The sequence below is a fragment of the Streptomyces atriruber genome, from assembly GCF_001418325.1.
GTDB classification, from domain to species: domain Bacteria; phylum Actinomycetota; class Actinomycetes; order Streptomycetales; family Streptomycetaceae; genus Streptomyces; species Streptomyces atriruber.
Map to the genome: position 1 here is coordinate 31,432 of NZ_LIPN01000146.1, position 12,892 is coordinate 44,323.

The 12,892-nt window shown below is 70.8% G+C and carries 13 protein-coding genes and 1 pseudogene; 11 read left to right on the forward strand and 3 right to left on the reverse strand.

Going from position 1 to position 12,892, the window contains the following annotated elements:
• Positions 1–196 precede the first annotated feature (196 nt).
• Positions 197–817: a lysophospholipid acyltransferase family protein gene (locus AOK03_RS16780; protein WP_223828252.1), complete on the reverse strand. Its 621-nt coding sequence runs from the start codon at positions 815–817 to the stop codon at positions 197–199.
• Positions 818–1,252: 435 nt separating this feature from the next.
• Between AOK03_RS16780 and AOK03_RS16785 the strand changes: the two genes are divergently transcribed.
• The 3 genes from AOK03_RS16785 to AOK03_RS16795 all read left to right on the forward strand — a co-directional run bounded on the left by AOK03_RS16785 (position 1,253) and on the right by AOK03_RS16795 (position 3,586).
• Entirely contained in the window at positions 1,253–2,434 is a 1,182-nt protein-coding gene (locus tag AOK03_RS16785) for a glycerophosphodiester phosphodiesterase (protein WP_055566074.1), read from the forward strand.
• A 74-nt stretch (positions 2,435–2,508) separates the two neighbouring features.
• Entirely contained in the window at positions 2,509–3,036 is a 528-nt protein-coding gene (locus AOK03_RS16790; RefSeq protein ID WP_055566075.1) for a sigma-70 family RNA polymerase sigma factor, read from the forward strand.
• 37 nt (positions 3,037–3,073) lie between these two features.
• Positions 3,074–3,586, forward strand: a complete 513-nt coding sequence (locus AOK03_RS16795; RefSeq protein ID WP_055566076.1) for a GNAT family N-acetyltransferase — start codon at positions 3,074–3,076, stop codon at positions 3,584–3,586.
• Between the two features lie 27 nt (positions 3,587–3,613).
• Here the strand turns inward: AOK03_RS16795 and AOK03_RS16800 are convergent, their stop codons facing one another.
• Both AOK03_RS16800 and AOK03_RS16805 read right to left on the reverse strand, forming a co-directional pair.
• Positions 3,614–4,048, reverse strand: a complete 435-nt coding sequence (locus tag AOK03_RS16800) for a hypothetical protein (RefSeq protein ID WP_055566077.1) — start codon at positions 4,046–4,048, stop codon at positions 3,614–3,616.
• Between the two features lies 1 nt (position 4,049).
• On the reverse strand, positions 4,050–4,409 hold the full coding sequence (locus tag AOK03_RS16805; protein ID WP_055566078.1) for a hypothetical protein: 360 nt from the start codon (positions 4,407–4,409) through the stop codon (positions 4,050–4,052).
• A gap of 92 nt (positions 4,410–4,501) precedes the next feature.
• Here AOK03_RS16805 and AOK03_RS16810 point away from each other — a divergent pair, with 92 nt between their 5' ends.
• The 8 genes and pseudogenes from AOK03_RS16810 to AOK03_RS16845 all read left to right on the forward strand — a co-directional run.
• Positions 4,502–5,149, forward strand: a complete 648-nt coding sequence (locus AOK03_RS16810) for an HAD family hydrolase (protein ID WP_055566079.1) — start codon at positions 4,502–4,504, stop codon at positions 5,147–5,149.
• 420 nt (positions 5,150–5,569) lie between these two features.
• Positions 5,570–6,628: a methionine ABC transporter ATP-binding protein gene (locus AOK03_RS16815; protein WP_055566080.1), complete on the forward strand. Its 1,059-nt coding sequence runs from the start codon at positions 5,570–5,572 to the stop codon at positions 6,626–6,628.
• Positions 6,625–7,371: a methionine ABC transporter permease gene (locus AOK03_RS16820; RefSeq protein WP_055566081.1), complete on the forward strand. Its 747-nt coding sequence runs from the start codon at positions 6,625–6,627 to the stop codon at positions 7,369–7,371. The genes AOK03_RS16815 and AOK03_RS16820 overlap by 4 nt, the downstream gene beginning before the upstream one ends.
• A 69-nt stretch (positions 7,372–7,440) precedes the next feature.
• Positions 7,441–8,280, forward strand: coding sequence for a MetQ/NlpA family ABC transporter substrate-binding protein (locus AOK03_RS16825; protein WP_055566082.1), 840 nt, complete (start codon positions 7,441–7,443; stop codon positions 8,278–8,280).
• 2 nt (positions 8,281–8,282) lie between these two features.
• Complete coding sequence (locus tag AOK03_RS16830; RefSeq protein ID WP_055566083.1) at positions 8,283–9,098, forward strand: MetQ/NlpA family ABC transporter substrate-binding protein; 816 nt, start codon at positions 8,283–8,285, stop codon at positions 9,096–9,098.
• A gap of 141 nt (positions 9,099–9,239) precedes the next feature.
• Positions 9,240–9,923 carry a GNAT family N-acetyltransferase gene (locus AOK03_RS16835; protein ID WP_055566084.1) on the forward strand — a complete coding sequence of 228 codons (684 nt, stop codon included), beginning with the start codon at positions 9,240–9,242 and terminating at the stop codon, positions 9,921–9,923.
• A 110-nt stretch (positions 9,924–10,033) separates the two neighbouring features.
• The gene (gene cbiE / locus AOK03_RS16840; protein ID WP_055566085.1) at positions 10,034–11,248 is read left to right on the forward strand and encodes a precorrin-6y C5,15-methyltransferase (decarboxylating) subunit CbiE; all 1,215 of its coding nucleotides are present in this window, start codon (positions 10,034–10,036) and stop codon (positions 11,246–11,248) included.
• Positions 11,249–11,604: 356 nt separating this feature from the next.
• Positions 11,605–12,892 (forward strand): annotated as a pseudogene (locus tag AOK03_RS16845) (nicotinate-nucleotide--dimethylbenzimidazole phosphoribosyltransferase); the annotation flags it as partial.

Genomic DNA, 12,892 nt, shown 5'->3' on the forward strand with positions numbered 1-12,892 from the left:
CGCAGTTCCCCGCGCCCCTGACCCCACCCGCCCGACCGCCCGCTTCAAGGCGCCGGAAGCCTCATCAGGGGCGCGGGGAACTGCGCGATCGGCTGCCCGGGCGACGGGGCCGGAACGAGGAACGCCCGCACCGGTGCGGGAGGAAGGACCTCCGCACCGGTGCGGGCGCACCGAAAACCGCTCAAGCCCCGCCGGGCTACGCCGCCTTCGCCTTGGTGGCGTACATGTCCACGTACTCCTGCCCGGAGAGCAGCATGACCTCCGTCATCACGGAGTCCGTCACCGCGCGCAGCACATAGCGGTCGCGGTCCATGCCGTCGTACCGCGAGAACTCCATCGCCTCGCCGAAGCGGACCGTCACCTTGCCCGGCCGGGGAAGCCCCTTGCCGCCCGGCTGGAGCTTGTCCGTGCCGATCATCGCGAAGGGGACGACGGGCGCACCCGTCATGAGGGTGAGCCGTGCGATGCCCGTACGCCCCCGGTACAGCCGCCCGTCGGGAGACCTCGTGCCCTCGGGGTAGATGCCGAAGACCTTGCCGTCGTCGAGAATGCGCCGACCGGTCATCAGCGCCGCGACACCGCCGCGCCCGCCGTCACGGTCCACGGGGATCATGCCGACGCCCGTGAAGAACCACGCCATGAGGCGGCCCTTGAGGCCCTTGCCGGTGACGTACTCGTCCTTGCCGATGAAGAACACCGGACGGTTGGTGACCAGCGGCAGGATCATCGAGTCGATGAACGTCAGGTGGTTTCCGGCCAGAATGACGGGCCCGGTCCCCGGGATGTTCTCGGCGCCTTCTACCCGTGGGCGGAACATCAGGCGCAAGATCGGTCCGAGCACTGCCTTGATGAGCGCTAGACGGGACAACAGGCCCTCCGGTGTCAACGGGTCGACGACGAGTAAGTGCAGGTGAGGACGATACTCGCGGGCCGCTGCCGTTTGCACATCGGGTTCATGGACTCGATACGCAGTGTTGACCTGATTCTGTGCGGTGTTGCCCAAGGTTGTCGCCTGTGTGACGACCGTATCCCGGTGGGGTCGCTGTGGCCCGAAGTAGTGGTCCTTGTCACGCACGCACTTCGCTCTGCGTGGCGGCTGCCGAGCACGGCCCGCCACCTCCATGGTGCGCCCACTCGCCACGCCGCGTCATCCCGCCGTTCCTTCAGGGGTCTCCCACACGTCACTCCCGGCCACCTACGATCGGTCCCGCTTTGTCAGGTGCAAAGCAGCGGGACATCGGGAGGAGCGCCAATGGCGACGCAGGAATCGGGTCAGCAGCAGCCGGGGACGAGCCGGGGGCGTCGAGCGGTACTGGGGGCCGCGATCCTCGGTGCCGGCACCGTCGCGGTCGGACTGCCCGGCGTGGCGAGAGCCGACGAGCGGCACGGCGGCGGGCACGGCGGACATGGCGGATACAAGTCCCTGCCGGTGCCGACGGTCGTCGCGCACCGGGGCACCAGCGGCTATCGGCCGGAACACACCCTGGGCTCGTACCAGCTCGCCCTCGACATGGGCGCGCACGTCATCGAGCAGGACGTGGTGCCGACCAAGGACGGCCATCTCGTATGCCGTCACGAGAACGACATCACCGCGACGACGGACGTCTCGGCGCACCCCGAGTTCGCGTCCCGCAAGACCACCAAGTCCGTGGACGGCACCTCGCTCACCGGCTGGTTCACCGAGGACTTCACGCTCGCCGAGCTGAAGACGCTGCGCGCCAAGGAGCGCATCCCCGGCACCCGCCAGCGCAACACCCTCTACGACGGCCGCTGGGACGTCCCCACCCTCGACGAGGTCCTGAAGTGGGCGGAGAAGGAGGGCCGCAAGCGCGGCAGGCCGATCTGGCTGCACATCGAGACCAAGCACCCCACCTACTTCCGCAAGCTGGGCCTCGGCCTGGAGGAGCCCCTCGCGAAGCTCCTGCGCCGCTACGGCCGTCACAAGAAGAACTCGCCGACCTTCCTGCAGTCCTTCGAGCCCAGCAGCATCCAGCGCCTGGCCAAGCTGGTCTCCGGACCCCGCGTCGTGCTCCTGTCCACCGCGAACTCGCGCCCCTGGGACTTCGTCGAGGCGGGCGACCCGCGCACCGTCGCCGACCTCATCAAGCCCGAGGGCCTGCGGTGGATGGCGGGCTACGCGCAGGGCATCGGCCCGACCCTCGACCTGGTCATCCCGCGGAAGGCCGACGGCAGCCTCGGCACCCCGACCACGCTCGTCAAGGACGCACACGCGGCGGGCCTGATCCTGCACCCGTACACGATGCGCAACGAGAACACCTTCCTGCCCGCGAACTTCCGGAAGGGCACCGACCCGAACGCCTACGGCGACGCCTTCGGCGCCTTCAAGGCGTACTTCGAGACGGGCATCGACGGGATCTTCTCCGACAACTGCGACACCGCCCTGCTCGCGGCCGCGGACTTCGTCAACCGGTGAGGTCACGGCCCCGTTTGGGGTGAGAGGCGGCCGCTCCGGAAACCTCGTACCGGAGCGGCCGCGTCCCGCCGTGCATGACGAACGACCTCATCCCCGCGCTCATCCCCACCCTGCGCCCGCTGCTGGCCGCCGAGGCGTCCGCGGAGGCGCTCGGCTCCGGCACGGACCCCGGCGACCTCGAACAGGCCGTCTGGCTGCGCCTGCTGGAGCGCCTGCAGTCCGAGGGGCCACCGGCCGACCCGGCGCTGTGGCTGCGCGGCGCCGTGCAGTCCGAGGCGCGCCGTACCCGGCGTAGCAGCCGTCGGGAAGCGGCGTACGCGACCGAGCCCGCCGACGACACCGAGTGCGGGCCCGAGGAGCGCGCCCTGTCCGCCGACCGGGACCGCACCCTGCACGCCGCGGTGCGCAGGCTGCCCGGGCGCTGCCCCGGTCTCATGGCCGCACTGCTGTCTCCCAAGGACCTCACCTACCGCGAAATCGCAGGGGAGTTGGGAATGTCACAGGGGAGTCTGGGGCCGGAACGTTCCCGATGCCTGGGATGCCTGCGCAGAATGCTGGCGGCGGAGGTTGCGGCTCCTGCACCGTGGGGAATGGAGCGTTAGACAACCGGTGGAGCAGGTGAGCGGGAGGCATGCACACATGGGCATGAGCGTGACCATCTCGGTGGCGGCGGCGGACGACCAGGACGCCGCCGAACAGATCCTCAAACTGCAGTACCTCTGCTACCAGAGCGAGGCCGAGATCTACGGCGACTACTCGATCGAACCCCTGACCCAGTCCCTGGACTCCCTCAGGGGTGAGCTGGCCGCGGGCACCGTCCTGGTGGCCCGGCTCGGCGGGGAGGTGGTGGCCTCCGTGCGCGGCACGGTCGACGCCGACGGCACGGCCAGGATCGGCAAGCTCATCGTCCACCCGAGGATGCAGCGGCACGGCCTCGGCGGCAGGCTGCTCGACGCGATCGAGCAGCGGCTCGGCGCCGCGGGCACGGCCAAGTGCTTCCAGCTCTTCTCGGGACATCGCAGCGAGCAGAACCTTCAGCTCTACAGGAAGCACGGGTACGCCGCGGTGAGCAGCCGGCGCGTGGACGACCGCCTCACGGTGGTGACGCTCGCCAAGGAGGCGGTCGCGGGGACGTACGTGGCCAGCGCCTAGCGGACCGAAAGGGGCGCGGCGAACCGCTCAGTCCGCGGACGCCCGCCGCGCCTTGTTCAGCCAGAAGATCGCGGTGACCGGCAGGATCACCGGGATGAAGAGGTAGCCCATCCCGAAGTCGGACCACACCGTGGCGTCCGGGAAGGCGGACGGCTCCACGAGCGTCCAGGTCCCCACGCCGAGCACGCCCACCAGCTCGGCGGCGCAGCAGACCAGCGCCGCCGTGCGGGCCGTGCTACCGCCGCGCACCAGTGAGTACGTGATGAAGCCGTAGACGAGGCCCGCGAGCGCCGACAGCGAGTACGCGAGCGGCGCCTTGTCGAAGTCCGTGGAGATCTGCACGGCCGAGCGGGACACGGCGCCGACCACCATCACGCCGTACAGCCACACCAGCAGGATGCCCGGGCCGGTGATCAGCTTCTGGCGGGTGCCACGGGGCTCGCTCTCTTCGCTCACCGTCACCTCAGCCTCCCCAGATGTCGTAGAGCCGCACTTCGAGCACGGCGAGGACCACGCCGCCCGCGGCGACCGTCAGGGAGCCCCAGCGGCTGCGCTCGGCGAGGGACATGAAGCCCGCCGCGGGCACGCAGGCGAAAGCGCCGATCAGATACGCCACGAAGATCGTCGTGCCCTGGTCCGCGTGCTCGCCGCGCGCGAGCTGCACGATCCCGGCGATCAGCTGGACGGCGGCCAGGAGGGTCACGACGCCCATCCCGATGAAGTGCCAGTCCTTGGTCGGCTGGTCGCGGTACGCGGCGAAACCGCACCATGCGGCGAGGGCGAGCGCGGCCACGGAGGTCGCGATCGTCAGGGCAACAAGCATGTCCGTGACTTTATTACGGGGCCTTCGGCCCGCTGCGCGCGGGCCTCGGCCCATTGCGCGTCCCACGGGGACGCCCCGTACGCTCGACCACCATGAAGATCCATGCTGACGCGCTCCTGTTCGACAACGACGGCACCCTCATCTCCTCCATGGAGTCGGTGTACCGCTGCTGGTCGCGGTGGGCGCAGGAGTACGGGATCACCGCCGAGGAATTCGGCCGGGTCGAGCTGCACGGGCGGCCCGCCGCCGAGATCGCCGCCGATCTGCTGCCGCCGGAGAAGATCGCCGAGGCCGTCGCCCGCATCGAGGAGCTCGAGGTCTCCGACGTCGCCGGCGGCGTCGTCCTGCTGCCCGGCACCCGCGAGCTCCTGGAATCCCTGCCCGCCGACCGCTGGGCCGTGGTGACCTCCGCGACGCGCGCGCTGGGCGAGGCCCGGCTCGCCGAGGTCGGCCTGCGCCCCGGCCTCGTCATCGCCGCCGACGACATCACGCGCGGCAAGCCCGACCCCGAGCCCTTCCTCCTCGCCGCCGACAAGCTCGGCGTCGACCCCGCCCGCTGCGTCGTCTTCGAGGACGCCCCGGCGGGTCTGCAGGCCGGCCGGGCCGCCGGGATGAAGACCGTGGCGTTGACCACAACCCACCAGGCGTCCGAGCTCTCCGCCGACGTCGTCGTCAAGGACCTCTCCGCCGTGTCAGCGCAGGCCACGGCGGGCGGCGTGGAGATCGTGCTCGCCGACTGAACCGTCCGTTCCGGGCGTCCGGAGCCGTCCCACCGCTGTCCGTATACCGGACAGCGGTGGTGGACAGTGACCACACGCGTGTTTTACTTGGGCCCATGACCACGACGAGCAGCCGCACCCTTGCGACCGAGGCGATCACGACGCCCGGTGCTCGTTGTATGTGTCGAATGTGCGCCTTCTGAGGGCCCCCGCACCACTGAAGAGCCTCGCGCCCCGAAGCGAAGCCGCTGTGCCGCGCTCCTGACCGACGCAACCGTTGAACTCGATGGAGTCGACAAGTCGACGTAGGAAGCGAGCCTGCCCCGCGCACACGTCCTCCGGTTCCACCGCACCACCACCGCGAGAACCGTGCCGCGTTCCGAACGAATGCCCCGTGCCCGGCCACCCCGCGCCGCGCACTCGACAGTGACGGAAACCCCTGTGATCACCACTTCCGGCCTCACCAAGGTCTACCGCTCACGCGGTCGTGAAGTAACCGCCCTCGACGGAGTCGACCTGCACGTCCGCGAGGGCGAGGTGTACGGCGTCATCGGCCAGTCCGGCGCCGGCAAGTCCTCCCTGATCCGCTGCGTCAACCTCCTGGAGCGCCCGACCTCCGGCACCGTGACCGTCGCCGGCCAGGACCTCACCGCCCTGGCGGGACGCGGCCCCCGCGCGGGCAAGGAACTGCGCCGGGCCCGCAGCCGCATCGGCATGGTCTTCCAGCACTTCAACCTGCTGTCCTCGCGCACCGTGCAGGACAATGTCGAGCTGCCGCTCGAGATCCTCGGCCTCTCCGGCCAGGAGCGCTCCCGCAAGGCCCTCGAACTCCTCGACCTGGTCGGCCTCGCCGACAAGGCGAAGTCCTACCCGGCCCAGCTCTCCGGCGGCCAGAAGCAGCGCGTCGGCATCGCCCGCGCCCTGGCCGGCGACCCGAAGGTGCTGCTCTCCGACGAGGCGACCAGCGCCCTCGACCCCGAGACCACCCGCTCCATCCTCCAGCTCCTGCGCGACCTCAACCAGCAGCTCGGCCTGACCGTCCTGCTCATCACGCACGAGATGGACGTCGTCAAGAGCGTCTGCGACTCCGCGGCCCTCATGGAGCGCGGCCAGATCATCGAGTCCGGCACCGTCAACGAGCTGCTCGCCACCCCCGGCTCCGAGCTCGCCGCCGCGCTCTTCCCGGTCAGCGGCGACGCCACCGGCGCCGACCGCACCGTCGTCGACGTGACCTTCCACGGGGAGGCCGCGACCCAGCCGGTCATCTCCCAGCTGTCGCGCACGTACAACATCGACATCTCGATCCTCGGCGCCGCGATGGACACCGTCGCGGGCAAGCAGGTCGGCCGCATGCGCATCGAGCTGCCCGGCCGCTTCGAGGAGAACGTCGTCCCGATCGGCTTCCTGCGCGAGCAGGGCCTGCAGGTCGACATCGCGGGCGAAGAGCCCGCGCCCACGCCGAAGGACGCGACGCTGCTGGTCAAGGAAGGTGCCAAGTGACCTGGTCGGAGATGCAGCCCCTGCTGGAGCAGGCCTGTTGGGACACCCTCTACATGGTGGGCTGGTCGACGCTGATAGCCGTCGTCGCCGGACTGCCGCTCGGTGTCCTGCTCGTCCTCACCGAGCGCGGCGGGCTGCTGCAGAACGCCTTCCTCAACAAGGTGATCGGGCAGATCGTGAACATCGCGCGCTCGATGCCCTTCATCATCCTCATGGTCGCCCTGATGGGCTTCACGCGCTGGATCACCGGTACCACGATCGGCCGCGAGGCCGCCCTCGTGCCGCTGGCCGTCGGCGCCATCCCGTTCTTCGCGCGGCTGGTGGAGACCTCGATCCGTGAGGTCGACGGCGGGCTCGTCGAGGCCGTGCAGTCGATGGGCGGCTCCACCTGGACCGTGGTGCGCAAGGTCCTCGTCCCCGAGTCGCTGCCCTCGCTGATCTCGGGCGCCACCACCACGATCGTCGCGCTCATCGGCTACTCCGCCATGGCGGGCACCGTCGGCGGCGGCGGCCTGGGCGACCTCGCCCTGCGCTACGGCTACCAGCGCTTCGAGACCGAACTGATGTGGATCACCGTGGCGATCCTCGCCGTGGTCATCTCGATCATCCAGTTCGCGGGCGACTTCGCGGCCCGTCGGCTGCACAAGCGCGGCGGCGGCTCGGCCCCGCTGCTGCTGTTCCGGCCGCTGCGGGGCGTGCTGCCCGGCACCGCCGCCGCCGAATCGGTCACCAAGACCGGCTGACGCAACGGTCACCAGGACTTCCCCGCGCACCCCGCGGGGCTGCACCACCCATGGAGAAAGGCACTTTTCGTGCGTAACACCGCCAAGATCACCACAGCTGTCCTCGCCGTCGGAGCCCTCACCCTCGGGCTCTCCGCCTGTGGCTCCGACAAGGGCTCCGCCGCCGACAAGGACGGCAAGCTCATCGTCGCCGCGACGCCGATGCCGCAGGGCGAGATCCTGGACTACGTCCAGAAGAACCTCGCCAAGAAGGCAGGCCTCGACCTCGAGGTGAAGGAATTCACCGACTACGTCACGCCGAACACGGCCGTGGAGCAGGGCGAGGTCTTCGCCAACTACTTCCAGCACAAGCCGTACCTGGACGACTTCAACAAGAAGCGCGGCACCGACATCGTGCCCGTCCCGGGAGCGACGGTTCACCTGGAGCCGCTCGGCGTCTACTCCAAGAAGGTCAAGAAGCTCGGTGAGCTGAAGAACGGCGCCACCGTCGCCATTCCGAACGACACCACCAACGAGGCCCGTGCGCTCAAGCTCCTCGCGGACAACGGCATCATCGAGCTCAAGAAGGGCGTGGGCTACGAGGCCACCCCCAAGGACATCGCCAAGAACCCCAAGAACATCACGTTCAAGGAGCTCGAAGCCCCCACGGTGCCCCGCACCCTGAGCGATGTCGACGCCGCGGTGATCAACGGCAACTACGCCCTGGAGGCCAAGCCCGCGCTCAGCCCCGCCAAGGACGCCATCGTCGCCGAGCCCGCCAAGGGCAACCCCTACGGCAACTTCCTCGCCGTGAAGAAGGGCGACGAGAACGACCCGCGCGTGAAGAAGCTCGCCAAGCTCCTCACCTCGCCCGAGGTCAAGAAGTTCATCGACGAGAAGTACGACGGCGCCGTCGTCGCGGCGTTCTGACCGTGCGTACGTCCGCCATCGCCGCCGCGGCAGGGACCCTGGCCCTTGCGCTGGGTCTCACCGCGTGCGGCGGGGACGCCCGGAGCGACGACGAGCTCGTGGTCGGCGCCACTCCGACCCCGGCCGGCGAGGTCCTCACGTACATCCAGCAGAACCTCGCGAAGAAGGCCGGGCTCGACCTCCGGATCACGGAGTTCACGGACTACGTCACGCCGAACACCGCGCTCCAGGAGGGCTCGCTCGACGCCAACCTGTACCAGCACACCCCCTACCTCGAAGACTTCAACGAGTCGAAGAAGACGGACCTGGTGCCGGTCACCGAGGTGTACCTGCCTCCGATGGGCGTGTACGCGAAGGAGATCAAGGACGTCGCGAAGCTCCCCGAAGGGGCCACCGTCGGCGTTCCGAACGACACGACCAACGAGGGACGGGCACTCCAACTGCTCGCCTCCCAGGGCATCATCGGGCTCAAGAAGGGCGTCGGAGGAACCGCGACGCCCGAGGACATCACGTCCAACCCGAAGAAGCTCACCGTCAAGCCGCTCGAACCGGCGCAGCTGCCGCGCTCGCTCGACGACCTCGACGCGGCGGTCATCAACAACAACTACGCGCTCGACGCCCGGCTGAGCCCCAAGAAGGACGCCATCCTTCTGGAGTCCTCGAAGGGCAATCCCTACAACAACGTCCTCGCCGTCAAGAAGGGCGACCAGGACGACCCGCAGGTCCAGAAGCTGGCGAAACTGCTGCGGTCGCCCGAGGTGAAGAAGTTCATCGAGGACAAGTACAAGGGGTCCGTCCTGCCCGTCGAGGCGGGCTGAACGGCCTCCCGCGCGCGCGACACCAACGGGGTCCTCTCCGCCACCCGGAGAGGACCCCGTGGTGCGTCTGCGCCCGTGCATGCTGCATGCTGGGCACTTCAGAAGACCGAAAGGTGAAGGTCCTTCAGGTCTATGAAGGGTATGGAGCGGCGCATGACTACAGCCTCCTCGGGCAAAGCGGGCACATCGGGGTTCCCCGACATCTCCATCAGCACGGAGCGATTGGTGCTGCGCCCTCTCGAAGAGGCGGACGTCCCCGCGTACGCGGAGATGATGAACGACGAGCTCGTCACGGCCTGGACCTCCGTCCCCCAGCCCTACACCGAGGCCGACGCACACGACTGGATCGACCGCCTCGCCCCCGCCGAGCGCTCCGAGGGCCGCGGCATCGTCCTCGCCGTCACCGAGTTCCTCACCCAGCGACTTGTCGGCATCATCCAACTCCGGGGCACCGACTGGCGGGTGCGCTCCACCGAGCTGAACTACGTCGTCGCCCCCTGGGCCCGCGGCGAGGGGTACGCGTCCGAGGCGGCGCTCGCCACCGCCCAATGGCTCTTCCACGACCAGCAGTTCGAACGCATCGAGCTGCGTACCGCCGCCGACAACACCGCCGCCCAGCAGGTCGCGCAGAAGATCGGCTGCATCAGCGAGGGCGTCCTGCGCGGCGCCTGGATAGCGCGCACGAGGAACGGCGGCGACCCCTTCGGCGGCTGGCTGGAGCTGCGCACCGACCTCATCGTGTGGAGCCTGCTCCCCGAAGATCTCGAAGGCGTCTCCGAGAGCCTCGCCGACAGCGGATTCTCCGCCTACTCCGACTGGAACTGAGTAGCGGTTCCAGCAGGTACGCTCGCCCCGGGCCGCGTGCCCGACCGCGTCCGCGCGGCAGCCGCCCCGCAGTGACGACCCGCGAGAACGAACCCAGGAGACAGACGACGATGGCCGACCGGGTCACGGTGATCGGCTGGGACGGCACGCCGCTGACCGCCGCGGCACGCTCCGCGCTCAGCGCCGCCACGCTCGTGGCGGGCGCAGGCCACCACCTGGCGCTGGACGAGCTGCCCGCCCGCGCCGAAAGGATCCGCCTCGGCAGCGTGGGCCTCGCCGCCCGCCGCATCGCCGCCCACCGCGGCACCGCCGTCGTCCTCGCCGACGGCGACCCGGGCTTCTTCGGTGTCGTACGCACCCTGCGCGCCCCGGAATTCGGCCTGGAAGTCGAAGTGGTGCCCGCCGTATCCTCCGTCGCCCAGGCCTTCGCCCGCGCGGGCATGCCGTGGGACGACGCCGAGATCGTGGTCGCCCACCGCCGCACCCTGCGCCGCGCCGTGAACGTCTGCCGCGCCCACAACAAGGTCGCCGTCCTCACCTCGCCCGGCGCGGGCCCGGCGGAACTCGGGCTGCTGCTCCAGGGCGTCCACCGCACCTTCGTGATCTGCGAGGAGCTGGGCACCGAACGCGAGCAGGTCTCCGTCGTCACCTCCGACAAGGCCGCCGACCACACCTGGCGCGACCCGAACGTCGTCATCGTCGTCGGGGGCGCCGCCGCGGCCGCCGACACCGGCTGGATCATGGGCCGCGAACCGGGCGCGGGCCCGCGCGGCTGGGCGCTGCCCGCCGCGGAGTACGGCGGGGACATCTGGCTCGGCGAGGGGGAGAGCGACCGGCTGCGGGCCGCGCAACTGGCACGCCTCGGCCCGCGCGTGGGAGACCTCGTCTGGGACATCGGCTGCGGCAGCGGCGCCTTCACCGCGGAGGCGGCCCGCTTCGGCGCCGCGGTGATCGCCGTCGACAGCGACCCCGACGCCCTCGGCCGCACGACGGCCGCGGTGCGCCGCTTCGGCGTCCAGGCGCAGACCGTGCACGGCATCGCCCCGCACGTACTCGAAGACCTGCCCGAGCCCGATGTCGTACGCGTCGGGGGCGGGGGAGCCGCGGTGGTCTCCGCGGTCGCCGACCGCCGCCCGGAGCGCATCGTGACGCACGCCGCGACACGCGACGCCGCCGAACTCATCGGCAGGGATCTGAGCGAGCACGGATACGCCGTCGAATGCGCCCTCCTGCAATCCGTGGAGCTCGACACACGGGCTTGGCGGGAGGAGAAGCGGACCGTGGTGTTCCTGCTCTCGGGGCGGCTGCCCGACCGTTCCCCGTGACCCTGCCGGCGCGCGGTGCGGGGTAGGCTGGCCGATCGTTGTACTGCACCCGGGTGCCCAGCAGTTCGTTGGTCAATGTCCGGAAAGCTCGCCCGTTTTTGGGGGGTGTGTGGTACGGCATGACCGGAGGATGCGCAACGTGGCGCAGTCCACAGCGGGCCGTGGCCGATCAAGCTGCCACGGTGGCGGACCGACAGGGACAATGCCTGTTGTCCGGTGCGCGGTTCGTGCCGCGCGGCGCACACGCTCGTTGAGGATGACGGGCGGTTGGTGCGCCGCTCCGGGCGATGGGACCTCCCCGGCCGAAGGCCGAGGGGCGGTCGAAGAAGCACTAACCGATGGGCGAGGGGTTACGCATGACCGACACCGGCCAGGTCCCGGGTGAGGGGCTGCCGGAGGGCGCAGGCAGTGGTGTGCCTTCCGGGCCCGTGCAGGGCATGGGGGCGCAGCAGCCGGGCGGTCCCGCTCCGGGTGCGTATACCTTCGTAGACGCTGCCGACCCCTCCGACCCCATCTCCTTGCCCCCCGCCGATGAGGACGACCTGCTGCTGATGCCGGGCGCCCAGGGCGCGTGGGGCGATGGGCTGGTGGCGCCGGTCCAGGGCCAGCAGTCGGCGGGTCAGCAGCCGGTCGGGCAGGCCGGGTACGCCGGTCAGGCAGCCCATGCCGCGCACGCCGCCCATCAGCCGGGGCCGCACGAGACGTCCGGCAGGGACAGCGGTTCCGTCGACCTGAACGGCGTCCGGCTGCCCGGCGGCACGCCCGCTCCTTCCCATCCGGGCCCCGCCCGTCGTCCGCTGCACCGGGGTCCTTCGGGTCCTGCCGTGCCGGACGGCTCGGGGAGCCCGGTGCGTTCGCTCGCCGACCGGGGGCCCGCGGGTGTGGCGCCCGCACCGCAGCACGCCGTGCCGGCCCGGCATGCGGGGCCGCCGACGACCGGGCCCGAGTACCTGGACATCCCGCGGGACGACGCGGGGCTGCCCGGTCCGCAGCTCGGTGAGATCCCGCCGCAGGGCGGGTCGCCGTGGGCGCCGCTGAGGCAGGGGCAGGGCCAGGGGCCGGGCCAGGGTCAGGAACAGACCGGGCAGGATGCGTATCCCGCACCAGCAGAAACGGTCGTCCCGCAGGCCGCAGTGGCCACGGGTGCCCCGGACGTCACCGGTGCCCCGGATGGCACAGAGGTCCCGGACGCCGAGGCCGTCGCGGGCGCCGCATCCGTCGCACCCGCACCACAGACCACAGAAGCACCGCAGTCCGAGGACCCCGCTCCCTTCGCGCTGCCCGCTGAGGCACCCGTTGCGGCCGAGGCGCCCGCTCCTGCCGAGGCGGCCGAGGCACCCGTCGCCGCAGAGGAGCAGTACGCCACGGCGGAGACCGCCGATCCTGGCGCCCCCGCGTTCCCGCACGCCGCGGACTCCGGTGTCGGCCAGGCCGTCCCGGTGGCGCAGCAGGGCGCCGAGCTGGGCCAGGTCCCGGCGGAGGAGCAGCAGTTCCCGGTGGCGGAGCAGTTCGCCGTGGCGGAACAGCAGTTCCCCGCGGCCGAGCAGCCCGCGTTCGCCCAGGCCGTGCCCGCCGCCGTCGGGCAGCCCGCGTTCGCCGTCGCCTCCGCCCAGCCGTGGGACGGCGCGCCCGTCCCGCAGGCCG

Bases quoted from the DNA above. Each gene is read 5' to 3' on its own strand.
- AOK03_RS16780 (WP_223828252.1), bottom strand. From the start codon at position 817: ATGTTCCGCCCACGGGTAGAAGGCGCCGAGAACATCCCGGGGACCGGG.
- AOK03_RS16785 (WP_055566074.1), top strand. From the start codon at position 1,253: ATGGCGACGCAGGAATCGGGTCAGCAGCAGCCGGGGACGAGCCGGGGG.
- AOK03_RS16790 (WP_055566075.1), top strand. From the start codon at position 2,509: ATGACGAACGACCTCATCCCCGCGCTCATCCCCACCCTGCGCCCGCTG.
- AOK03_RS16795 (WP_055566076.1), top strand. From the start codon at position 3,074: ATGGGCATGAGCGTGACCATCTCGGTGGCGGCGGCGGACGACCAGGAC.
- AOK03_RS16805 (WP_055566078.1), bottom strand. From the start codon at position 4,409: ATGCTTGTTGCCCTGACGATCGCGACCTCCGTGGCCGCGCTCGCCCTC.
- AOK03_RS16810 (WP_055566079.1), top strand. From the start codon at position 4,502: ATGAAGATCCATGCTGACGCGCTCCTGTTCGACAACGACGGCACCCTC.
- AOK03_RS16835 (WP_055566084.1), top strand. From the start codon at position 9,240: ATGGAGCGGCGCATGACTACAGCCTCCTCGGGCAAAGCGGGCACATCG.
- cbiE (WP_055566085.1), top strand. From the start codon at position 10,034: ATGGCCGACCGGGTCACGGTGATCGGCTGGGACGGCACGCCGCTGACC.